This is a genomic window from Siphonobacter sp. BAB-5405 (genome assembly GCF_002872335.1).
Lineage (GTDB): Bacteria > Bacteroidota > Bacteroidia > Cytophagales > Spirosomataceae > Siphonobacter.
In genome coordinates this window covers 41,434-64,288 of sequence record NZ_NJAG01000042.1, presented here as the reverse complement: position 1 = coordinate 64,288, position 22,855 = coordinate 41,434, and the positions used below count along the sequence as shown (strand labels likewise).

The 22,855-nt window shown below is 49.4% G+C and carries 18 protein-coding genes; 10 read left to right on the top strand and 8 right to left on the bottom strand.

Annotated elements, in window-relative coordinates; genetic code table 11:
* The first annotated feature begins 38 nt into the window (after window positions 1–38).
* The 8 genes from BWI97_RS21700 to BWI97_RS21665 all read left to right on the top strand — a co-directional run bounded on the left by BWI97_RS21700 (window position 39) and on the right by BWI97_RS21665 (window position 10,591).
* Window positions 39–1,094 carry a metallophosphoesterase gene (locus BWI97_RS21700; RefSeq protein ID WP_199182059.1) on the top strand — a complete coding sequence of 352 codons (1,056 nt, stop codon included), beginning with the start codon at window positions 39–41 and terminating at the stop codon, window positions 1,092–1,094.
* 20 nt (window positions 1,095–1,114) lie between these two features.
* Complete coding sequence (locus BWI97_RS21695; protein WP_233207943.1) at window positions 1,115–3,775, top strand: PQQ-dependent sugar dehydrogenase; 2,661 nt, start codon at window positions 1,115–1,117, stop codon at window positions 3,773–3,775.
* A 438-nt stretch (window positions 3,776–4,213) separates the two neighbouring features.
* On the top strand, window positions 4,214–5,179 hold the full coding sequence (locus BWI97_RS21690) for a Gfo/Idh/MocA family protein (protein WP_102202775.1): 966 nt from the start codon (window positions 4,214–4,216) through the stop codon (window positions 5,177–5,179).
* Window positions 5,180–5,305: 126 nt separating this feature from the next.
* The gene (locus BWI97_RS21685) at window positions 5,306–6,325 is read left to right on the top strand and encodes a glycerophosphodiester phosphodiesterase family protein (protein ID WP_102202774.1); all 1,020 of its coding nucleotides are present in this window, start codon (window positions 5,306–5,308) and stop codon (window positions 6,323–6,325) included.
* 191 nt (window positions 6,326–6,516) lie between these two features.
* Window positions 6,517–7,353: an AraC family transcriptional regulator gene (locus tag BWI97_RS21680; protein WP_102202773.1), complete on the top strand. Its 837-nt coding sequence runs from the start codon at window positions 6,517–6,519 to the stop codon at window positions 7,351–7,353.
* A 141-nt stretch (window positions 7,354–7,494) separates the two neighbouring features.
* On the top strand, window positions 7,495–7,908 hold the full coding sequence (locus BWI97_RS21675; protein ID WP_094811494.1) for an OsmC family protein: 414 nt from the start codon (window positions 7,495–7,497) through the stop codon (window positions 7,906–7,908).
* 160 nt (window positions 7,909–8,068) lie between these two features.
* Window positions 8,069–9,085 (top strand): zinc-binding alcohol dehydrogenase family protein, encoded by a 1,017-nt coding sequence (locus BWI97_RS21670; protein ID WP_102202772.1) that lies wholly within the window; start codon window positions 8,069–8,071, stop codon window positions 9,083–9,085.
* Window positions 9,086–10,003: 918 nt separating this feature from the next.
* The gene (locus BWI97_RS21665) at window positions 10,004–10,591 is read left to right on the top strand and encodes a DUF4202 domain-containing protein (protein WP_094811496.1); all 588 of its coding nucleotides are present in this window, start codon (window positions 10,004–10,006) and stop codon (window positions 10,589–10,591) included.
* Between the two features lie 18 nt (window positions 10,592–10,609).
* Here the strand turns inward: BWI97_RS21665 and BWI97_RS21660 are convergent, their stop codons facing one another.
* The 3 genes from BWI97_RS21660 to BWI97_RS21650 all read right to left on the bottom strand — a co-directional run bounded on the left by BWI97_RS21660 (window position 10,610) and on the right by BWI97_RS21650 (window position 13,380).
* The gene (locus BWI97_RS21660; RefSeq protein WP_102202771.1) at window positions 10,610–11,239 is read right to left on the bottom strand and encodes a response regulator transcription factor; all 630 of its coding nucleotides are present in this window, start codon (window positions 11,237–11,239) and stop codon (window positions 10,610–10,612) included.
* Between the two features lie 477 nt (window positions 11,240–11,716).
* A complete protein-coding gene (locus tag BWI97_RS21655) occupies window positions 11,717–12,592 on the bottom strand; it encodes a manganese catalase family protein (protein WP_102202770.1) in 876 nt (291 codons plus the stop codon).
* A gap of 299 nt (window positions 12,593–12,891) precedes the next feature.
* Complete coding sequence (locus BWI97_RS21650) at window positions 12,892–13,380, bottom strand: response regulator (RefSeq protein ID WP_102202769.1); 489 nt, start codon at window positions 13,378–13,380, stop codon at window positions 12,892–12,894.
* Between the two features lie 207 nt (window positions 13,381–13,587).
* On the opposite strand from BWI97_RS21650, the gene BWI97_RS21645 reads away from it, so the two are divergent.
* Window positions 13,588–14,448 carry an alpha/beta fold hydrolase gene (locus BWI97_RS21645; protein WP_094811504.1) on the top strand — a complete coding sequence of 287 codons (861 nt, stop codon included), beginning with the start codon at window positions 13,588–13,590 and terminating at the stop codon, window positions 14,446–14,448.
* Window positions 14,449–14,503: 55 nt separating this feature from the next.
* Here BWI97_RS21645 and BWI97_RS28430 read toward each other — a convergent pair whose 3' ends face one another.
* From BWI97_RS28430 to BWI97_RS21635, 3 genes are all read right to left on the bottom strand, one after another.
* Window positions 14,504–14,992 (bottom strand): hypothetical protein, encoded by a 489-nt coding sequence (locus tag BWI97_RS28430; RefSeq protein ID WP_233207942.1) that lies wholly within the window; start codon window positions 14,990–14,992, stop codon window positions 14,504–14,506.
* Window positions 14,910–16,991: a prolyl oligopeptidase family serine peptidase gene (locus BWI97_RS21640; RefSeq protein WP_233207941.1), complete on the bottom strand. Its 2,082-nt coding sequence runs from the start codon at window positions 16,989–16,991 to the stop codon at window positions 14,910–14,912. Before BWI97_RS21640 ends, BWI97_RS28430 begins: the two co-directional genes overlap by 83 nt.
* A gap of 427 nt (window positions 16,992–17,418) precedes the next feature.
* Entirely contained in the window at window positions 17,419–18,852 is a 1,434-nt protein-coding gene (locus BWI97_RS21635; RefSeq protein WP_102202768.1) for an APC family permease, read from the bottom strand.
* Between the two features lie 252 nt (window positions 18,853–19,104).
* Between BWI97_RS21635 and BWI97_RS21630 the strand changes: the two genes are divergently transcribed.
* The gene (locus BWI97_RS21630; RefSeq protein WP_094811511.1) at window positions 19,105–19,662 is read left to right on the top strand and encodes an HD domain-containing protein; all 558 of its coding nucleotides are present in this window, start codon (window positions 19,105–19,107) and stop codon (window positions 19,660–19,662) included.
* Between the two features lie 461 nt (window positions 19,663–20,123).
* On the opposite strand, the gene BWI97_RS21625 is transcribed toward BWI97_RS21630, so the two are convergent.
* Together BWI97_RS21625 and BWI97_RS21620 are read right to left on the bottom strand one after the other, a co-directional pair.
* Window positions 20,124–21,341: a sorbosone dehydrogenase family protein gene (locus tag BWI97_RS21625; RefSeq protein ID WP_102202767.1), complete on the bottom strand. Its 1,218-nt coding sequence runs from the start codon at window positions 21,339–21,341 to the stop codon at window positions 20,124–20,126.
* A 336-nt stretch (window positions 21,342–21,677) separates the two neighbouring features.
* Window positions 21,678–22,820, bottom strand: a complete 1,143-nt coding sequence (locus BWI97_RS21620; RefSeq protein WP_094811513.1) for a Gfo/Idh/MocA family protein — start codon at window positions 22,818–22,820, stop codon at window positions 21,678–21,680.
* Window positions 22,821–22,855 lie beyond the last annotated feature (35 nt).

The following is a 22,855-nucleotide window of genomic DNA, read 5'->3' as shown; positions in this document are numbered from 1 at the left end:
GTACAACTCTTGTATTAACCTCTAAACCTAGTATTATCTTGCTGAAACGACTCGTACTGCTGCTCCTGCTACCGTGGACAGTCGGGGCTCAGGTTCCGGTCTTGAGTGATCCTAATTCCTGGAGTATGATTCTGCTGCCGGATCCTCAGAACTACGTTAAATTTTCGCAGAATCAGCCCATCCTGGATCTCATGACGAGCTGGATCAAAGAAAATGCCGCTCGGCTGAATACGCGATTGGTACTATGCACGGGCGATTTAGTGGATCAGAATCTGAACGCTCATCCGGACGGTACGCATGGCAACCAGACTAGTACTCAGCAATGGCAGGCCGTGTCGCGAAGCTTCGAAAAGCTGGACCGTACCTTGCCCTATATCCTGGCCACGGGCAATCATGATTACGGCATGAAAAACTCGGAAAACCGGTATAGTCAGTTCAATTCCTACTTTCCCGCCGAGCGAAACGTCCAAACGGCCGCCTTACTGCTTGAAATGGCACCCAACGAAAGTGGCGTACCTACGCTGGAAAATGCCTGTTATGAATTTACACCCCCGGTAGGCCCCAAGCTTTTGATTTTTTCGCTTGAATTTCTGCCCCGTACCGAAATCGTAGCCTGGGCGAAAAAGCTGGCGAGTCAGGTCCGCTTTGCCAACCATCGGGGCGTGGTACTGACGCATAGCTTCCTGCGTTCGATGCTAAAAAAGAACGAGCGAATTGATACCGAACCGTATCCGCTGAGCCGCCCGACGTACGGTCAGCAACTTTGGGAGAAACTGCTGGCTCCATCCCGAAACCTTCAATTTTTAATCTGTGGGCACGTCGCCGATTCCGAAGGTCACGAAGGCCATGTCGGATACCGCGAAGACCCGAATGCTGCCGGTAAAAAAGTAGCACAGATGCTTTTTAATGCCCAGCGGGAAGGCGGTGGCTGGCACGGCAACGGCGGCGATGGCTGGCTCCGGATTCTGGAGTTTCTGCCGGATGGAAAAACCATTCAGGTGCGTACGTTTTCGCCCCTGCTGGCGGCCTCACCCCTGACCCGGCACCTGGCCTGGCGAACGGAATCCTTTGATTCGTTTCGCATTGCGTTTTGATCACACCAATAGAAGGACGAATGACGTATTTTAAGCTTAGTTTAGTGGTAGCAGTACTCGGAGCGTTGGCGATGGTTCCGCGTCAACAGCCGCATTCCGTGGCGGCGTATCAACCCACGCCGCCGGATAGTAGTCGTTTCACCCACATGACCCTGGCCGAAGGTTTCGATGAACCCATGCAGATGGCCATTTTACCCAATCTGGACGTACTGGTGGTAGAACGGAAAGGAGCCGTGCGACTGTACGATGCTCAGGAACGGCAGCTCAAGACAATTGCTCATTTCAACGTATTCAGTGGCATTGAAGATGGGCTGCTCGGGGTAGCCGCCGACCCGAAATTCAGTACCAATCACTGGGTTTATTTTTACTACGGACTGGGCGGCGAACGGAACGTAAGTCAACTGGTTCGGTATGAACTGCAGGGCGAAAAACTGATAGAAACCAGTAAAAAAGTATTGCTCGAAGTACCTACCCAACGGACCTACTGCTGCCATTCGGCGGGGTATTTAACCTTTGGTTCGGATGGTTTGCTGTACCTCTCCATCGGTGATAATACGAATGCGGAAGAAATCGAAGGACACAATCCTACCGATGAACGACCCGGTCGGCAGCTAGCCGATGGTCAGGGAACTTCGGCGAATAGCAATGATTTACGGGGCAAGATTCTGCGGATCAAACCCGAAGCCGACGGTACCTACACCATTCCCGAGGGCAACCTCTTTCCCAAAGACGGCTCGAAAGGACGGCCCGAAATTTACGTGATGGGTTGCCGAAATCCCTTCCGGGTTTCGGTCGATCCGAAAAATAGCTTTGTCTACTGGGGCGATGTCGGTCCGGATACCCAAGTACCCGCCGAAGAAGGGACGATGAGTTACGATGAAATCAATCAGGCCCGGAAACCCGGTTTTTTCGGTTATCCGTATTTTCTGGGAAACAACGAAGCTTTCCCCAAGTACGACTTCGCTACCAAAAAGGAGGGGCCCAAGCAGGACCCGGCTCATCCGGTGAATCGTTCCCCCAACAATACGGGCGTGAAAGAATTACCACCCGCTCAACCGGCGATGATCTGGTACGGCAAAGGTCCATCCAAACGCTGGCCGATGGTGGGAAAAGGCGGAGCCAGTGCTATGGCGGGTCCGGTGTACTACAGCGATTTGTACCCAAACGCTCCCTACAAACTACCCGCGTACTACAACGGTAAACTGTTCATTTACGAATGGATTCGGCACTGGATTATGGCCGTGACCCTAGATGAGCAGGGGAACTACGTGAAGATGGAGCCTTTCCTGCCGCAACTCAATGTCGTAGCCCCGATGGATATGCAGATGGCCTCGGACGGAGCCATTTATTTACTCGCTTATGGTACCAACTGGTTCGCCAAAAACACGGACGCCGGGTTGATTCGGGTGGAATACGCGGAAGGTAACCGTAAACCCATGGCCGCCATTCAGGTGGATAAACGCTACGGAGGATTACCGCTTACGGTTCATCTGTCGGCAGCTGCGTCGAAAGATTACGATCCCGCCGATACGCTGAGCTTTCGCTGGAAAATAGGAACCGCCCTGAAAAAAGGACGCGAGCTGACTCATACGTTCACTAAACCAGGACTGTATCAGGTGACGCTTACGGCGACCGATCCGCACGGAGCCCAGGGCTTCTCGACGGTAGCCATCAAAGTAGGTAACACGCCGCCCGAGGTGCGTATTGATACGAAATCCAATCGTACGTTTTATTGGGATAAGACAACGCTCGACTATGAAGTGAAGGTACGGGATGTGGAGGATCAGAAAATCGACCCTTCCCGCGTGAGCGTAGCCTTTCATTACCTGACTTTCGGCAAGGATCTGGCGAGTGTACTGTCGGCGGGCGAATCACCACAGTTCGCGGCTACGCAAAAGCTGTACAACTCACTGGATTGTAAAGCCTGCCACGCCCTCGACACCAAATCCATTGGTCCCAGTCTGAACGAAATTTCGAAACGGTACCACGGTAAAACCCATGTGAAAGAAACGTTGTCCCAAAAGATCATCAAGGGCGGCAGCGGCAACTGGGGGACGTATCCCATGCCGCCGCATCCTAACCTCAGTACGCCGGAAGCGGACGAACTAGTGGGTTATATCCTCTCGCTGGCGGAGCAAAAACCTCGCTTACCGTTGAAGGGAAATCTGCCTTTGAACCAACATCCGGGCAAAGGAAAAGAAGGGGCGTATGTATTACGAGCTTCGTACACGGACCGTGGAGCCCGGGGTATTGAACCGCTGGAAGCCAGTGCACAGCTCGTCTTACGCGATCCACTCATTCAGCTTGAAGATTACCACGAAGGCAACGTAGGCGTGACGCCCGCCACCTTACAAACGAACTTCGTCTCCTATATTCGCAGCATTTCGGAAGGCAAGTACGTCCGCTTTAACCAGCTCGACCTCCAGCACGTCAAACGCATTCGCTTCCGCGTACAGCCCGATGGCCCCGGTGGAAGCATTGAAATTCGACTCGATAGCCGAACAGGTCCGGTCGTAGGTACGGTGGAAATTCCCGCCGGGAAGCAAAGCAGCTGGCAGGAATTCACGGCTCCGATTCAGGCCAAACCGGGGCTGCACGATTGGTACATCGTCTTCCGAAATCCCAAAGCAGGCTGGGTCAATTTGTTTAATGTGGATTGGATGGTGGTGGAGAAGGAATAGATTGGTTGGGTTTTATCAGTGGGTATTTGGTCAGTTTAATCGTCAGGTCTTTCGCCCCGCAAGCTTCAGGTTGTAGGCTAAGAACTATTAACAAATAACTATCAACTACTGCTGGAAGAGGAAAACCTCTCCCGCCCATTCCATGGGGGCCATCCCATGGTGGCCATCCCATGGTGGCCATTCCATGGTGGGAACAATGCGGTAGGCTTGAGCTAAGCTAGGCAGTTACGGAGAGGTCCAGCCTGGAAGGCTCATGGGCTACCGAACAGCCCTATCTGAAGTGCCAAACTAGGTATAGGTGAACAACGAAGCTCTATAAGAGGAAGCCTTTAAAAGTTTATAAGTAGTCCATGAGAGGCTTACAAGCTACTAGTTAGCCTTACCAACCGGACTTAAACGCATTCTGTTTAAAGTAGCCTAAGAAAAGATCCTATTTCTATGAAAGAACTTTCACGTCGCAAATTTTTGCAAACTACTGCGGTCACGGGCTTGGGATTGAGTCTGGCTCCTGCCAGCTGGGCAACGCCGCCCGAAACGCGTCGGATTGGTATCATCGGACTGGATACTTCCCATAGTCAGGTGTTTACTAAACTCATTAATGCCGGTAATTCGGGTGGATTTCAGGTGGTTGCGGCGTATCCACAGGGCAGTAAAGACATCCCTTCGGCCCTGAAAATGAAGCCAGACGTCATCGACGCGGTACAGAAGATGGGAGTTGAAATCGTAGATTCGATTGAGGCCTTGCTGAAAAAAGTCGATTACGTATTGTTGGAAACTAACGACGGTCGCCCACACCTAGAGCAAGCCTTACCCGTACTTAAAGCCCAGAAACCCGTATTCATTGATAAACCCATCGCGGCCAGTCTGGCCGATGCCCAGGCCATTTTTAAAGCCGCCCGGCAGTACCAGACCCCCGTCTTTTCTTCCTCAGCCCTGCGGTACGACGCAAACGTACAGAAAGTGGTAGACGGATCAATTGGAAAGGTATTGGGAGCCGATGTATATACACCCGCCGAGATCGATAAAAATCACCTGGATCTGGCCTGGTACGCCATTCACGGCGTCGAAATGCTGTTTACCGTCATGGGGCCGGGTTGTGTATCCGTTAGCCGGACGTATGAAAAAGAGGCCGATCTGGTGACGGGCGTCTGGAAGGACGGTCGCATTGGTACCGTACGCGGCATCCGGGCGGGAGCCACTTCCATTGCCGGTACGGCTTTCGGGGAAAAGGGCATCGCTCCGCTGGGACCCTTTGCAACGTATCAGCCCTTAGTTGATCAGATTCTGAAATTTTTCGAGACTCGCCAGCCGCCCGTTTCTGCTGAGCAAACCCTTGAAATCTTTGCTTTTATGCACGCGGCCGACCAGAGTCGCAAACAGCAAGGCAAACGCATTACGCTTTGAAAAGTCAGACGTATACCGCTACTTTGCGACGTTTTACCAATATGAAGCATGGATTTGAAGCGGGCAGCCCTCGGGGTTTGGCTCTTTTCGTGTCCATGCTTTCTTATTTATCCTTGTTTTACAACCATGAACAAACGAATTGTACTGGCAGGAATTTTAAGCGTGCTGTCGCTATCGGGAATGGCTCAGGATTTGCTGTTGACTCACTATACTTATAAGGAAGGCAACCCGACGGTAGGAAAAATTTCAGCTCTGAATACGTCCCTCTCGAAAATCAAACTGAGCGGACCTCAGGCGAAGTACTTTGGAGTAAACGAAAACCAGGAACTGTATTTCAAGAAAAAGCCGGACTCGCGGACGAGCTACGAAGTGAAAATCGAAGCTCAGAAACCCAGCGGAAAGGTCAGCCAAAGTTTCCAGATTATTAAGGATGAGTTTCATCCCAATGGCGTAATTGCTCACCGGGGAGCCTGGAAACACACGGAAGCGGCTCAGAACTCCATCGCTTCGCTACAGGGAGCAATCAAGCTCGGTTGCTACGGTAGCGAATTCGACGTACACATGTCCGCCGATTCTGTATTGTTCATCAACCACGATCCGCAGATTCAGGGTGTGGAGATCGAAAAAGCCCATGCTACCCAGCTCTCGGCTATTCAACTGAAAAATGGTGAGAAAGTACCGACACTGGAGCAGTACCTCAGCGAAGGGATGAAGCAGAAGGGCACCAAGCTGATTCTGGAAATCAAGACCTCGATTGTAGGTAAAGAACGTTCGCTGGCTTTGACGGAGAAAGTGGTGAAGATGGTACGCGATCTGAAAGCTCAGGCCTGGGTGGAGTACATTGCTTTTGACTACGACGTTTGCAAGAAAGTAGTCGCCCTGGACCCTTATGCCAAAGTAGCCTACCTGATGGGCAATCAAACGCCCGAGCAGGTAGCCGCCGACAAACTCACGGGACTGGATTACCACTTTAAAATCATGCAGAGTAAAGAAAATTACTTTGACGAAGCGAAGCAGAAGCATTTGACGGTGAACGTTTGGACGGTAAACGATCCTGAACTCATGAAATGGCTGATGGATAAAAAAGCCGACTTCATTACCACGGATGAACCTGAGCAGCTGTTGTCGCTCAAAAAGCAGCAATAGATAAGCGTAGCTTACGACTTTTTCAAAGGGAACCCCTCCAGGATTGACTTTTCAATTCCGGAGGGGTTCCCTCTACACAGCCGTCCGTATAACCCACGGTAGATTTTTAACACCCATAGATTTTTTCAATAAAGCCCTAAGGTTTCAATCCTACACGCGTTGCCTACCTTTGCTCCATACAGCAACCGGCAATGAATCAGTTTAAGCAGTTTACTTTTAAGAAGTTCGGCTATACAACTTTTGGTCAGCCGGCCTTCGAGGCCATGCCTGCCTTTGATAGTTTCGTAAAAGTGGCGTACCTCAAAGCCGGGAGTAGTGCGGTAGTCGATTTCAAGGAATATCAGCTGGAGCAGGACGCCTTGTTTTTCATTAGTCCGGGCCAGTTTACGCACTTTGACGAGGTCAGTCAGGGAACCCTTCTTTACTACAACCGCGATTTTTACTGCGTCGAAATTCATGACAAGGAAGTAGCCTGTGACGGCATTCTTTTCCATAATGTGTACGACATTCCCGTGGTTTACCTCAGTCCGGAAAACGCTCAGGCCATGGAAACCATCTTTACGGAACTGAAAGCTGAGTTCGAACAGCAGGATTCCACGATGGAAGAAATGCTGCGGATTCTACTGAAAAGTATCATCATCAAAGCCACGCGGATCTGGAAACAACAGCATCAGGTAACGACCGAGGAAATCCGGCAGGAAGTGGAATTTTCCCGAAAATTCAGTCAGCTCGTCGAGTGGCATTACACCCAGCACCACACCGTAGCCGAATACGCTGACTTGCTGAATATGACGCCCAAGGCTCTCAACAAACGCATTACCCGCTACAGTAACACCACCCCCAACGATATTATCAAAAACCGGATTATCTTGGAAGCCAAACGCCTGCTGGTGCATACCGCATTGAGCGTAAAGGAAATCGGTTACAAACTCGGCTACGATGATTCCTCCTACTTCATTCGTCTTTTTACCAGTCAGACGACCGTTTCGCCCCAAAATTTTCGTTTGAAATACCAGCAGACGATCTGAGGTCACGTTGAAAAAACGGTGATAGGGAAAAATGTGCTATACGTGTCGAAAATCGTGCATTGAGTGGCCTGTCCCGCTCGGGTACCTTTGTTGCGTTCAATGATTCAGAAAGAATCAAATCACTCTATAACGCAACGTATCATGAAACGCAACGCAACCGCCGTTTGGAACGGCACCATCAAAGAAGGCAAAGGTCATCTGACGACCCAAAGCACTACCCTTAATCAAACCCAGTATTCATTCAACAGCCGCTTTGCCGAAGGCGTCGGTACGAATCCTGAAGAACTGATGGCCGCGGCTCACGCGGGCTGTTTTACCATGAAACTAAGCCTGGACCTGACTACGGCCGGTTTCAATCCCGACAGCCTGGAAACAGTAGCCACCATTACGTTGGATAACGGCGTCATCACACGTTCGGATTTAGTATTGGAAGCTAAAATTCCCGGTATTACGGAAGAGCAGTTTCAACAGATTGCCGCCGGTGCCAAAGCCGAGTGTCCCGTTAGTAAGGCTTATAACTTAACCATCACGCTGCAAGCTACCTTACTGGCCTGATCGGCCCATTTTGTAAATTTCCTGATCGAAAAGCGAAGCTCCCGAGCTTCGCTTTTCGGTTTTTAGGCGGAATTAGGAAAAGGAAGTCAATTTTATGGAAAAAGACCCAGGGAGATACGTCTATATTTGCCTCTATCCTGAAAACCCTTTTTCAATGCGTATGCGAACGCTCGTTTGTACCACCCCCGGCCAATTTGATTATCAGTCCGCCCTTCGGCCCAGCTTGACGGCCGGACAGGCCATCATAAAAATTAAACGAATCGGTATCTGCGGAACCGATTTACACGCCTTTGAAGGTACGCAACCCTTTTTCAATTATCCCCGGATTCTCGGTCATGAACTGGCCGGAGAACTCGTCGAAGCCGACGGTGCCCCGGGTTTTGAAATGGGTGAGCGGGTAACCTTCATTCCCTATTTCAACTGCGGTACCTGCATCGCCTGCCGTTCGGGCAAGCCCAACTGCTGTACCCGGATTCAGGTGGCAGGGGTACACATTGATGGCGGCATGGCCGAGTACGTATCGGTACCTTCCTATTCACTTATTCACGGGGAAGGTTTAAGCTATGAGGAGCTGGCTCTGGTAGAACCGCTGGCCATTGGAGCCCACGGGGTGCGTCGGGCGGGTATCCAGCCGGGCGAGTTTGTACTGGTTGTGGGAGCCGGGCCCATTGGTTTAGGCATGATGGAGTTTGCCCGTATCGCCGGAGCCCACGTGATTGCCCTGGATATCAACGAAGCTCGTTTACGGTTTTGCCAGGAGCGTTTACAGGTGCCCCATACGATCAACGCCCTGCAGGAGGATGTCATGGCTCAGTTGCAGGCCATCACGAATGGAGATATGCCAACGGTGGTCATGGATGCGACGGGAAGTCTGAAAGCCATTAATGCCGGGTTTGCCTACCTGGCTCATGGTGGCCGCTATGTACTGGTTGGGTTACAAAAAGGGGAGCTCAATTTTTCCCATCCGGAATTTCACAAACGCGAAGCCACGCTCATGAGCAGCCGTAATGCCACCCGTGAGGATTTTGAGCACGTGGTTAACAGTATGAAGAAAGGGCTGGTTGATCCCAAAACCTATATTACGCATCAGGTACCCTTTGATCGGGTAAAAGACGAATTTGCCAGTTGGCTTAATCCGGCTACAGGTGTCATTAAAGCCATGGTTCACGTAGAGTAAACGTTGTGCGTTCGGGTTTAACGGTAGACTATAAACAAATTAAAAAAATATTGTAGTAATACTGAAAAAAATGTTGTAGTAATAGTACTACATGTTAAAGTTAATTATCTGTAAATAAATGTATTGAAAAAAAACAATTTTGAGTGAGGTCTAGCACCAATTAAGGCCGCCAAATAAAGCGTACAAAAAGTAATATATTTGTGCATCCTATTATATTGACTTGGCGGTGATATATAATAGCAACGTAATTGTTAAATCCTGTCGTTGGTGGCGACAGGATTTTTATTTTTTAATCAATACCGTATCGTTCTCGTTTTTCTGAACGAAGTCCCCGGTCAGAACAATGTTTCTGATCATTATTTAGTTTCTTCACATTGACCGATTATGCCACCAGAGCAACTACGATTTTACCTTGATCCTGTGGATGGTACCTTAAATGCAGCTCCCTGCCTGAATGCGTATTTCCTGTATAAGAATAATGCGTAATTAAGTATGAAATACGGAGAGTAATCTATCTGTTTTAGGATATAAACGGATTGAGTTTAAGCCACTAGGAAAGATCATCTAGGTGTTTTTATAACCTTAAATTAAAGGTGCCTTATTGTTTCAGGAAGTCTAATTCTGAATAGAAACTAACAGGAAAATTTCTGTATTAATCATTAGGAATAGACTGCAATTATTCAGGTTAAGTATGGTTAATCGATTCCTGGAATTTTATTAAAGTGTACATTCATATTAGCTATTTAAATAACCAGATTTAAAACTATTGCTCGTTAAGGGGTAGATTTTATACATCATTAGTTCTGTATTTATCATACGAAGCATCATTGTTTAGTGTTGTTAAAAGCCCCTATACTATACGTCATAGACTACCTTGAATCCTTTTGAAATACAGGGTTCTGCACTACTTTTGATCGTATGAACGAGAAACAAGCCCAGGCCTTCGCCCTTTTCGACCAATACAATGCTCAGTCACCCGAGACCATTGAATGGCAGGGAAACCAGTATCCATCGGAAGTCTTTTACGCTCAGCAACTGTACGACTGGGTCCGCAAACTCGATCCGCAGGCCAGCGAGGCCTTGCTACTGGCCTCGCGTTGTCAGCACATCGGCCGCTGGGAAATAGCCCGTAGTTCTTATCCCGAAGGTCGGGTCGGGTACCTGAAATGGCGGAGTGATCTGGCGAAACACCACGCGGAGATTTCTTCGCAACTCCTCGCTCAGGCGGGGTACGACGAAACCACCATCGAACGCGTTCGACAGATCAACCTAAAGCAGAAAGTGAAAACAGATCCGGAAGTACGAACCATTGAAAATGCCCTCTGCCTGGTTTTTCTTGAGTTTCAGTACGATGATCTCATTGAAAAACTGGGAGCGGAAAAAATGATCGATATTCTCCGGAAAACCTGGGCAAAAATGAGCGAACCCGGACATCAGGCGGCATTAACGCTGACCTACAGTACTGAAGGTAAACGTCTCATTGAAGAAGCATTACAGTCCGAGTAAGCAGGGATTTATTCGTTTTTACAAAGGATTATACAAGCCATGCTTGATGGCAAATACAATGAGGTCAGCCGTACGGTTGACCTTAAATTTTTTCATGATGTTATTATAATAGCCTTGTACCGTGTGCGTACTCAGCTTGAGATAGTAGGCCGTTTCTTTAATCGTACGGCCCATGCAAACGCTGGAAAGTACTTCCCGTTCCCGCTGAGTCAGATGATAAACTACCTGTTCATCAACGAATAATTCGTTCACTAGATGACTCGTGATGCTTTTACTGAGGTATTGCTTATCCTGCAGAACGGCTTCGACGGCCTGATGAATTTCCTGCAGGGAATCTGACTTGGAAACGTAACCGTCGGCACCCATGCGTAACGCACTTTTTACGGTATGGGCATTAACCAGGGCAGAAAGGGCGAGAATTTTGCTATCGGCGTATGTTTCGCGAAACTGCCCCAGAAAATCGAGGCCATTTACTTCCGGCATCATAATGTCCACAATAATTACATCCGGGTTCAGTCCTTCCGATTTAGCGATGAATTCCTTACCGGAACCAAAACATAAAACTTCGTAAGCATCTGAATTCAAAGATAATGCAGTTTTGATGGATTCGGCCACCAGTAAATGATCATCTATGATTGCTATTTTCATCTGTGTAGTTTCAAGTAATAGAAAAGACAAAACTAAGAAACCAGACTACAAGATCATAGAAGTAAAGGCGGCTTGTATGATTATAATCGGAAAGTAAAGAAAGGTATTTTTGATTAGATACGCTTGGATTGTCCCCAAATATTAGCTTATAAATTCTAACTAGATATATTTAGGGGGCCTGAGCAGGAAGAAATCGGACATCGGGTTAATTTTCTGATCATAAATACTTTATATGGAGTTAAGCAGAAAAAAAATTAAATCACTATGCTAAACATAGAATAAGTATAGTTTAAAAATGGGATCAGGAACGCTGGAACGGATACATTATACGAAGCCAATAGTAAAAGTCCTACCGGTTTTTGATACACGTAAGCTATAAGTACCCACTTTGGTACCAAATATCATAGTCTGATTACACTAGGGAAGTACTGTAAACAATGAAAACCCCCTGGCTAGTGAACCAGGGGGTTTGACGAATTAGAACAGGGTTTCTTTAACTTTTTCTATAAACCCATCAGCACCGCCGGTCATCTGCTCCTGCTGAGCGTAACCTTCTGGCGGTGGGGGAGAGAGCTTTGGTTCCGGACCAAACGGACGGGCGTGGTCGTAGGTAAACTGTCCTTTGCCGTCGATGGAGGGACCCGAAACCCAGCGGGCATCCGGAGCCTCAGGTTTACTAATATCGGTAGAAAGGAAGGTATACGCGAACTCCGAAGGCTGGTTGGTCATCGGGAACGTATTCGGGATCGGCAGAGCATTCTGTACCCCACCCAGCTCTTCCAGTACGGCCAGCCATTGATTCTGGTGCATGGTATCACGGGCAATTAGAAACGATAGCATCTCTTTCATGCCCGGATCATCGGTAGATTCGTAGAGACGGGTAGCTAATACGCGGCCCGTCGATTCGGCCATGACGTTAGCGTACATATCGGCAGCTAAATTACCACTGCCTACAACCCAGGAGCCATTGAAGGGTACACCATTAGCATCCACTGCCATTGCGGCTAATCCAGCCGACAGGTAATGCCGGGGGTCCATACCCCCCATGATGCCCGATACAATAGGGCTCGTACCCGCGATTTCATCGACTACGGTACTACTGGCTCCTTCCAGATTCAAGGCCACTGCCGTAGCCAGCATTTCGATGTGGGCCATTTCTTCCGTACCCGTTTCGAGCAGCATGTCTTTGTACTTCTGAGGTCCCCGGCTGCCCCAGGATTGGAACAGATACTGAAGGCATACGCGAATTTCCCCCTCGATGCCACCAATAGCTTGTTGAAGCATACGGGCAAAGGCTGGATTGGGTTTATCCACCCGTACCGTGTACTGGAGTTTTTTGTCGTGATAGAACATAAGTGAAACGAAGTTTGAAAGGTGTACTACAATCGGGAAACAGAAGGGGCACTGTTTCCGAGATTCAGGCCGATAATGCGAAAACTTCAGTCCAGTCAAAATTTTGTTAAGAAATGCAGGATTTTTTACCCAGATATGGAAGAGAATCCAGTACTAGTAGACCATATTTCTCTAATTTCCATGAAACGAAGGCAGAAATGAGCAGAAGTATGAAAAATTGGGGCTATACGTACGCAGCTAACCGTGGCAGTACAGCGGGTGGCCAGCAACGTACGAAAGCAGACGTCTTTCAGCTTCGCTTATACTAAATCGGTAGCATCCGTTTCATCGGAATAGGGCAGAGCCGTTTGATCCCACCAGTAAGAGCTCATTTGTTTGAGGTAAGTAATCCAGTCCTGATAACGCCGGGGCTTGACAATGTACGAAGCAGCTCCAAACGTGTATGTTCTCTTAACGTCCGTTAAATCTTTGGAATTACTCAGAGCAACGACGGGGACATGATCGTAATGGTTATCCGGATGCTTCAGTTCCTGCAATAACTGCCAGCCCGTTTCGCGGTCAGGTAGGTACAGATCCAGCAGAATAAGTTTGGGAAAAGGCTTTTTGAGCAGCGAACGGGTAATCAGATACGTTAAGGCCTGCGTTTTATTCTGAGCCCAGGCTACTTCAATTTCTGGAAGGCTAACCTTAAATGCCGCCTGCATGATTGTCCAGTGGTCAGGATTGTCTTCGATGACTAAAAGGCTGGCTTCATGGTAGTTGTGGAAGTGTAAGCTTTCGATCTCCATAGTTTTAAAGGATTGGATGGTTCGTAGTTCAAATATAAAAATTAGCAGATTGTAATAATTTCGCAATCAAGGATTTGTACCTTTTTCAAGTCATTTCTTCACATAGGTCAAGCAAACGGATCTCAATACGGTTGCAGCTATACGCAAGCGGCATTGCTTTTTAGCTAACAGATCCTTCCATAGTACTCATGATAACTGGTTGTTCCGATGCCTTCCGTATTTGTCTCAAGTAATGGTATTCAGCTGCACGTCCGGCAGGAAGGTCCCGTTGATGGACCCCTGATTCTGCTTTTACACGGCTTTCCGGAATTCTGGTACGGCTGGCGACATCAGATTACGGCACTTGCCGAAGCCGGGTTTCGCGTCTGGGTACCCGACCAGCGGGGCTATAACCTCAGTGATAAACCAGCGGGAATCCAATCGTATACGCTCGATAAACTCGCCGCTGATATGATTGGCCTGATTGATGCCGCCGGGGTTGAAAAGGCTACAGTGGTAGGGCACGACTGGGGTGGGGGCGTCGCCTGGTACCTGGCCATGACGTACCCCGAACGTATCCATCAACTGGTCATTCTGAATATGCCCCACCTCGCTGCTTTTGGCGAAGTACTGCGGCGGCATCCCCGGCAACTGCTCAAGAGTTGGTACGTGGGCTTTTTTCAAGTACCCTGGTTGCCGGAATGGCTTGCGAAAAGGGGCAAGTACTGGGCCATCCGGCGAATGCTGCGATTGACCAGTCGCCCGGGAACGTTTACGGATGAAGATCTAATCGAATATCAGAAAGCCTGGAGTCAGCCGGGGCCCGGCGGAGCTTCGGCATTTCGGACCATGGTCCATTGGTACCGGGCCTTCGTTCGACACCGACCGTCGGTACAACACCGGGTTACTGTACCCACCTTAATTCTCTGGGGCGTTCGCGACAGTGCCCTGATCCCGGAATTGGCTACAGCCAGTAAAGCCTGGTGCACGAATGCCGAATTGATTTACTTCAAAGAAGCAACGCACTGGCTGGCCGCAGAAGAACCGGAGGCCGTAACGAAGTGGATTATTCAAAAAGCTACCGCATAAAAAAAGCGGTAAATCCAGCATCTTCTGAACTTACCGCTTTTTTGTAAGGTACGGGTTAGGGATTAACGACCCAAAGCTGAGGATTCAACTTCCAGGCATTGTCATAGAATCCCGCGAGTTTCACGCCTTTGCTGCCTTGCTTCAGCATGTCGAACTGATAGATCATGAAGTCCGGGAAACCGCTGGCTCCGGCAAAATACTGGTTGGCATCGGCGGCTTTCATTCCTTTCAGACCCGTACCACTCACCACGGCTACGGAAGCCGTGTTTGAGCCTTTGATGGGCCATACAAAGTACGCACCCCAATCGTCGCCCTGGTAGGATTGTGTACCGGCCTGTACCCGATTCCGCTGAATTTGAATGGGACAGTCAGCCAGCAAAATTTTCCAGGCCGCATTGCTTTGAGCATTCCCAAACAGAATGACACCGCGGTCGGCGTACTTGCCTAGCGAGTAGGCTTTGTCAGGAATGATGTCCACGGCTCCGTTGCCCCGGTAATATCCAGCTTTCAGCGTCGAAACGAGCTTTCTGACGGCTCCATTCATTTTCTTCTGGTGTTCCCTGCGTTGAGTACACAAAAACCATCCGATTGCGGAAGGCATCTTTGAAGGTACCGTAGCGATGCGGTCCTTTCTGATCCAGGCCGGGAGCCGTGCGAATCGCCCATTGCTTACCTTCTTTCGCCAGAAATACGCTGTCTTTCGCCTGTTTCGGCGTAAAGCTCAGAGCATTTAGGCTATCCAGGGTAATACGGATCGGTGTATTGGCGACTACATCCGTAAAGACCAGTTTCAGTAAGGCTACGTTTTCCGTACGACCCGATACACCCTGCTGATTACGCGTCAGCTGAATGCGGCTGTACTGTAAAGGACGTTCCTGCTGCTGAATGCTCGCCCAGCGGAACGTGGAGGAAATACCGGGATTGGCCGTCATGAAATCAATTGTCGTAACGGTTGAATCCACGGGCCGCTGATGCCACTTGAAGTAATCAAACAGAGGTTTCCAGTCTACACTCTGGTCGCCAAACCAGTGTTCGCCACCGGGATATTCGTAATAGCTGAAATCCGGATGAAAGTCACCCAGAATTTTCTTCATCTGCCGGGCATACGTGACGGGTACCGTACGGTCCGCGTCTCCGTGTAACACATAAACTCCCAAAGGTTTATAGTTGGAAACCAGTTTTAATACATCGCTCTGGTTGCCGGATTGTAGCAATACCTGCTCCATCGGATCCTGACTCGTTGCCGGAATCAATCCATCCGCCGAGCCGTATTCTTTCAGCGTGGGGTAACCCGCACAGGGTGCAATGCCCGCCCACTGATCGGGGTAGGTCGCTCCAAGAAACCAGGTACCGTGTCCACCCATCGAATGGCCCGTCAGGTAAACATGCTGCGGGTCGGGCTGAAAACGGTTTTTGGCAATCGAAAGCACTTCCAGAGCATCCAGACGACCCCAGTCTTCCCAGTTAAAGCCCCGCGGGCGACGGTTGGTAGCAGCGACCAGCGTACCCCAGTCTTTGGGTTTATAAGCCCGGGCCTGACCACTGGCTTCAACGCCTGCTCCGTGTACGGAGAGGAAAAGGGACTGCTGCGAACGCGGACCGCCAATTTGTGGTGTCACGGCATAGTACTGCAGGCTGCCGTCGATACTACTGACGAATGTCTGACTATACGATGCACCGCTAACCATGGCTTCTACTGAAAGTTTGGCCTGATCAATGGGTTTTCCCTGTTGCAGAAGCGTGAGCTGAACGTCGTGTTTTCCGGGCGTCGTGGCTTTGCTTCCGTTGAAACCAAAGGCCACCTTACGGAAGGAAAGAGCCGGAATCGCGGGTAATTCGGTCACCACTTCCTGACCCGCCAGCGTACTTTTGATTTGCAGGCCCGTGAGTTCCTTAGTGGTCGTGTTCAAAACCACCAAAGCTCCCTGCAAGGATTCGTTGGCACTGCCCGGTATAACGGAAGGTAGCGTCAGATCGTCCGTATTCAGCAAAACAGGTTTTTCCGGAAACGTCAGATTCGCCGTAATGGATAAGCCGCGTACGTAAAACTCATTCAACCCTTTTTTTAGCGAAACGGGCAGGTGCAGATAACCCATGCTGTACGGATCGCCCATGTGTAGCTCGCCATTGACGTAAACCTGGCTGTTGCCTTTAATATTCAGCAGGGCCGTCTGGGCTTTGGGCGAGGTGTAGGTCAGGTACATATACCCCCCGTTGCCGCCAATGCCGCCGCGAAGGCTGCCCGGCGTAATGCCCGGTCCGGCCGGACCTCCCGAGCCACGGAACGAACTCATCCGGGCTCTCAGGCGTTTGGTGCTGTCGGCTTCGATAGCCTGCCATTTAATTTCTGAATCAGAACCGGGTGTTTTCAGCTGCTTCGTGTGCATCTGGTACACCAGCTCGTCGGTATAAATGGCTTCGCGGCCGTACCGCTGCGGCAGGGTAGCCACCCAGCCTTTCGTAAAGTGGTACACTTGCTGGGCGTGGCTTTCCGTGAATCCCAGGGAAAGAGCCAAGGCCCCAATGAGTAAGGGTTTACGCATGAAAAGAATAGATTAAAGAGCAGAAATAGTCTTCGCCAGGCTTGCCAAAAGACTCGCAAATTAATTCCTTCCCTACGAGTTGTCATGGGCCCTGCCGCAAATAAGGGCCAAACCGCCTTTTCTGCCTACTAAAGCCTTTTAAGTAGCGAATGGCTGGTGAAATGAACGGGCTTTTTCCGGAAGAAAAACGCCCAAAAGGGTAGTAAACCAGAAGGGAGTACAGCCCTGAATTGGTTCAGAAGACCAGCGATCTCCTGTTTTTTCTCGGAAAGCAGCAGTTGTGAACCGGAAGCAATCCATCGGGCAGATTAGGTATTCGGCTAAGTGTCCGTTTTACGTCTTCAGCGAAGGGCAATTCTATTTTTATAAAACGTATGAAACAAAAAAAGACTTTCGTTGTTCCGAAAGCCTTTTGTAATCAGTGTTCCTAAGCCTCTACCGGCTCCCTTTTTCGCATGACCAGGTAGTACACCGGAATTCCCAACAAAATCAGTCCCAGGCCCGGAAGGGTATACTGAGCTTCGAAAATCAACAATAGCACCGCCAGAAATAGAGCCACGACGATATAGATGATGGGCAAATACGGGTACCCGAAAGCCCGGTAGGGGCGGGGGGTGTCGGGTTGCTTGACCCGCAGTACGTAAATACCCAGAATCGTCAGGATGTAGAAAATCAGTACACCAAAAATGACCAGGGCCAACAGACGGTTGTACTCACCCGTCAGGCAAAGCAGACTGGCCCAGGCACATTGAATCCAGAGGCTGTAAGCGGGTACTTTGTTTTTATTAAGAAGACCCGCTTTACGAAAAAACAGTCCATCCTTCGCCATGGTGTAGTACACGCGGGCACCGGACAGAATCAATCCGTTGTTACAGCCAAAGGTGGAAATCATGATCATAATGGCAATGGCGATGGTCCCCCAGGAGCCGAAAATGTAATCGGCGGCAACGACGCCTACGCGGTCATTCGGGGCAAAGGCCATTTCGGACAAGGGTACAACGGCCAGATACATGACATTGGTAAGGACGTACAAAAACGTCACAATCAGCGTGCCGAGTACCAGACTCAAGCCGATGTTTTTCTGCGGATTTTTTACTTCCCCCGCAATGGACGTAATGGAATGCCAGGAATCACTCGAAAATAAAGTGCCTTTCATAGCGACGGCGATGGCTCCGAAAAAAGCGAGTCCTGACAAAGCGGTGCTTTCGATTTGCCCATTATTTTGGGTCAGGGCCGACAGCGTCCAGGCATTTTGCCAGTTCTGTTCCCATACCTCGGCTTTGGCTCCCCAGATCAGACCAGCGATGGTTAAACCGACCAGGGAAAGAATTTTAACCGTAGTGAGGATCGTCTGCACGGCAACGCCATTTTCTACACCCCGGCCGTTGATGTACGTCAGAAAGACAATCGTCCCAATCGCAACCAACTGAGCCGCCGATAGCTGAAATCCACCCAGACTCAGCAGAATTTCTTTCTCACTAACTGCCGGAATCAGGTACGCCGTAAACTTGGCAAAGGCTACCCCTACGGCTGCAATCGTACCGGTTTGAATGACGGTGAAAAAAGCCCATCCGTACAGGAAACCCACCAGCGAACCATAGGCCTCCCGCAGGTAAATGTACATGCCGCCCGCCCGGGGAAACATGGCCGCCAGCTCTCCGTAACTCACCGCCGCAATGATGGTGACGACTCCCGCCAGCAACCACATCGCCAGCATATAACCCGCTCCGCCGACACTGCGGGTAATCTCCGCACTCACAATGAAAATCCCGGACCCGATCATCGAACCCGCTACGACCATCGTCGCATCAAATAAATTTACCCGGGGCTTAAAACCCGTGTCCTGAGGTACAGTTGCCATGCAGAAATTGAAAACTAATGATCTTTTGTTTGTCGAGGTAGTGCCGCTATTTTCTTTGGTAAAAATGGCAACTAGTGTAAATAACGCTAGCAGACGGCTATTTTTAAAATACTTCGTTCAATAATAGTCGTAAGTCGGAAATGCGTCTACGCATCTGTGTGAAAATGAAGCCTAGACTTAGATAAAAACCTTAATGCGTGAAATTGGTCTGCAATTTTTAAGGAACGAACAAACGAAAATGCAGGGATAGCCATGGAGACATTAGAAAAAGTTCAGGAATTTGCCCGTCAGGCTCACGAGGGACAACGGCGGAAATACGCCGACGAACCTTACATTAATCATCCCATTCGCGTTATGCAGGTGTGTGAGGAATATTCGGCGGAATTACCGGTATTGGCGGCAGCTTTATTACATGATGTACTGGAAGATACTGAAGTCCCGGCCGAGGGAATGCAGGAATTTCTGTCGGGTATTATGGAAGAGGCGGAGGCACGACGTACCTTAAAATTAGTACAGGAGCTGACTGACGTATACACCCATGCGGATTATCCGGGGCTGAATCGGGATCAACGAAAAACTCGGGAAGCGGAACGAATGGCCAAGGTCAGCCCGGCCGCTCAAACCATCAAGTACGCGGATATTCTGGATAATAGCCTGGATATTGTAGCGTCGAAATCTGACTTTGCTCCGAAGTACCTGATTGAATCCAAAACGTTACTCCAACGCATGACGCGGGGTGACAAAACTCTTCATAAACGGGCGGTGGAAGCCGTGGGGCAAGGTTTGCTTAAGGTGCGAGGCAGAAAATGAAGGGCGAGACATACCGGATTAATGGCTTTGTTCAACCCATAGGTTGAAACGTAAAATGTGTACAAATTTCACAATTTACTTAGTTTAATCGAAACCTTTAATGCTGTAGAGGGTCACTGGCTACCGCCTGTAGGACGACGAATGACCTTCAACGGGTGGAGGCTTCTCATACCCCGGCAGTTGGAAACTGCCCGATAATAGGTACAAGTTTGGAAACTTGCACTAGTTTCTCTTTTGAATCAAGTATTTAACCCCAGAGGGGTTCAACGTTGATAGCCCCGTATGCAATGCGGGGTGTGCTTGTACCAGTTTTCTCCTGAATTGAGTATCCAACCCCGGAGGGGTGCAGTCTAAATAGCCCCGCATGCAATGCACGGCACAGGACCGCCCCATTCCCACAGAATGTCCATATAAGAAGAGCGCTTTCTACCGATAGAAAGCCGCTCTTCTTGAAGAAATACTTACTGACGCGAAATACGATAAATCACCCCATTCGTATCATCCGAAACCAGCAGTGAGCCATCCGCGTGTACGGCTACGCCAACGGGTCGTCCAATGTGAGAACGGTTATTGTCGACGAGGAAGCCCGTCAGGAAATCCTCAAACCGTACGGGTTTTCCGTTTTCAAAGTGCATACGCACTACGCTATATCCCGAAGGCTTACTCCGATTCCAGGAACCCCGCATGGCTACGAATGCGTCGCCCTGGTAATCGCTTGGAAACTGCGAACCCGTATAAAACGCCATTTGCATGGGGGCCGCGTGAGCCTGATACGTCAGCGAGGGCTTAGTAGAAAGTTGCGAGTACTGTTGGTAAGTAGTGTCTCCGGGAGGGCGAGTACCGGGATTATATTTTCCGTCCTCATAAATGTAAGGCCAGCCATATACGCCATTTTCCTTGATGAGGTTCACCTCCTCTTTCTGTTCTTCATCCCCCAGCCAGTCAATTCCGTGATCCATGCCCCAGAATTCCTTGGTTTCAGGGTGCCAGCCAAAACCGATGGTATTTCGTAGACCTTTAGCATAAATCTTCATATTCGATCCATCGGCATTCATACGTACCATTGTAGCATGCATGGCATTGGGTTCGGGGCAGGAATTACAGGTACTGCCTATGGAGAAATACATCAGTCCATCGGGACCAAACGCAAGCGTACGGTTAGGGTGTTGCCCACCATCGGGCAAGCCGGATTTAATCAGTTTGGGTTGACTCAGCGTACCATCCGAATTAATATCGGCTACGTACAGATCCTGAACTGCCGCGATATAAAGCTTCGAGTTATGAATAGCTAATCCGTGGGCTTGTTTGATGCTGGCTACCATCTGTTTGCGTTCAGCTACGCCATCCTTGTCTTTATCTTCCAGAAGCGTAACCATGCCAGCATCGCGATCCGATACATACACATAACCCTGCGAACTAACGGCCAGAATACGAGGCTTGCCCACTTCCTGAGCAAACGCCTGTACTTTAAATCCAGTGGGCACTTTTAATTGTTGGATGCGTTCGGGTGTAGCTGGTACCAGAGCCGGACGAAATACATAACCAGTAACCTGAGCAGAAGTCGGTTCCTCATCAGTTTCCGGAATAAAAGAATCCCAGAATCCACTGCCTTTGCTACAACTCAGGCCAATCACGCCCGCCAGTGCAGCACTTAAGAATAATGTAGTTCTTGTTTTCATTGAATTGGATAGAATAGAGTGTTTATAAAGTAAAGGGTGTGGGAATGCGTCGGCATTTACGTAGGTTGGAGGTTTGATTTGGCTTAAGGTTTGATGAAGTTTGATCGGGTTAAAGTTTGAATCGGTTTAAGGTTTGAATGATTAATACACGAATCTGATCAGGCGAAACCTGTAATGATTTGAGGTTTGATTACTGGCAGATTGGAAGGATATACGCGTTGTAAAAAGTATGCAGGAAACCTCGGTTTTACCGGAAACCTTTGGATTAAACCCGATCAAACCTGAGACCTGCTCAAACCTCGAACCTATTTAAACTTTCAAACCTCAAACACCCCCTTAAGCAGGAATCTCGACCCGTTTTCCCGTCCTCATCGCCTCGTAAATAGCGTTAATGATTTTTACGTCCTGACGACCCATTTCTCCCGGTACGGGCGTGGGCCGCTTTTTGGTAATGGCTTCGGCGAAGTCGTCCATTTGCAAGGCTTGCTGATTGACCTTGGGCAAGTCCATTTTTCCCTGGGACGTTTCGCCTTTCTGACCGGAATAACCATACGCGGGGTTTAGTTCGAAAAACCCCTTGTCGGCTTCGGCTCGTAGCAAACTCATATCTTCTTCGTAGCTGCTTTTGCACTCGGCAATCACGCCGCCCGGCATTTCCATTTCCCAGGTCAGCGATGCTTCTACTTCTTTGAAGAATTCCTTGTCTTTCTTTGGTCCTTCTTTCGCTCGTACGGCCAGGGGTTCCTGGCCAGTCGTATACCGTACGGCTTGAATGCAGTAGATGCCTACATCAGGCAGCGGACCTCCTCCCGAAAGCTCTTTATCGACTCGCCAGCCTTCGGTACCATTCATGCCGTTTTCGGCTTTGATTTTTTTCAGATTGCCGAAGGTTTTGGTTTCGGCCAGGCGTACCATTTCCAGATTATAGGGCTCGAAATGAAGGCGGTACCCAATCGAAAGCATTTTTCCGGCTTCCTTGCAGGCGGCAATCATCTGGTCGCATTCGGCTACGGTAAGAGCCATCGGTTTCTCGCAAATGACATGTTTGCCAGCCCTGGCTGCCCGTACCGTATATTCGGCATGCATGCTGTTGGGGAGTACCACGTAGACAATGTCGATGTCTGGATTGTCCTTGATCGTATCGAAAGTCTCGTAGTTATAAATGTTCTTCTCGGGAATGTCGTATTTCTTCTTCCACTTTTCCGCCTTATCCGGCGTGCCCGTAACAATCCCCGCCAGATAGCAATGATTCGTTTCCTCCAAAGCCGGAGCCAGCTGTTCTTCACTATATTTTCCCAGGCCAACCAGAGCAATGCCCAGTTTACCCTTCTTCTTTTCCTCACGTTGATCCGCTTGTTTTTCAGATTCTTTGGACTGATCTGATTTGCCCTGGCAGGCGATCAAAAGGCCGCTGCCCGCTACACTTGTGTAGACAATGCCGTTCGAAACTGTTTGAATAAAGCTTCTGCGGGTTACCATAGCGTTGAGTTTATAGTGGATGATGAACGAACTGC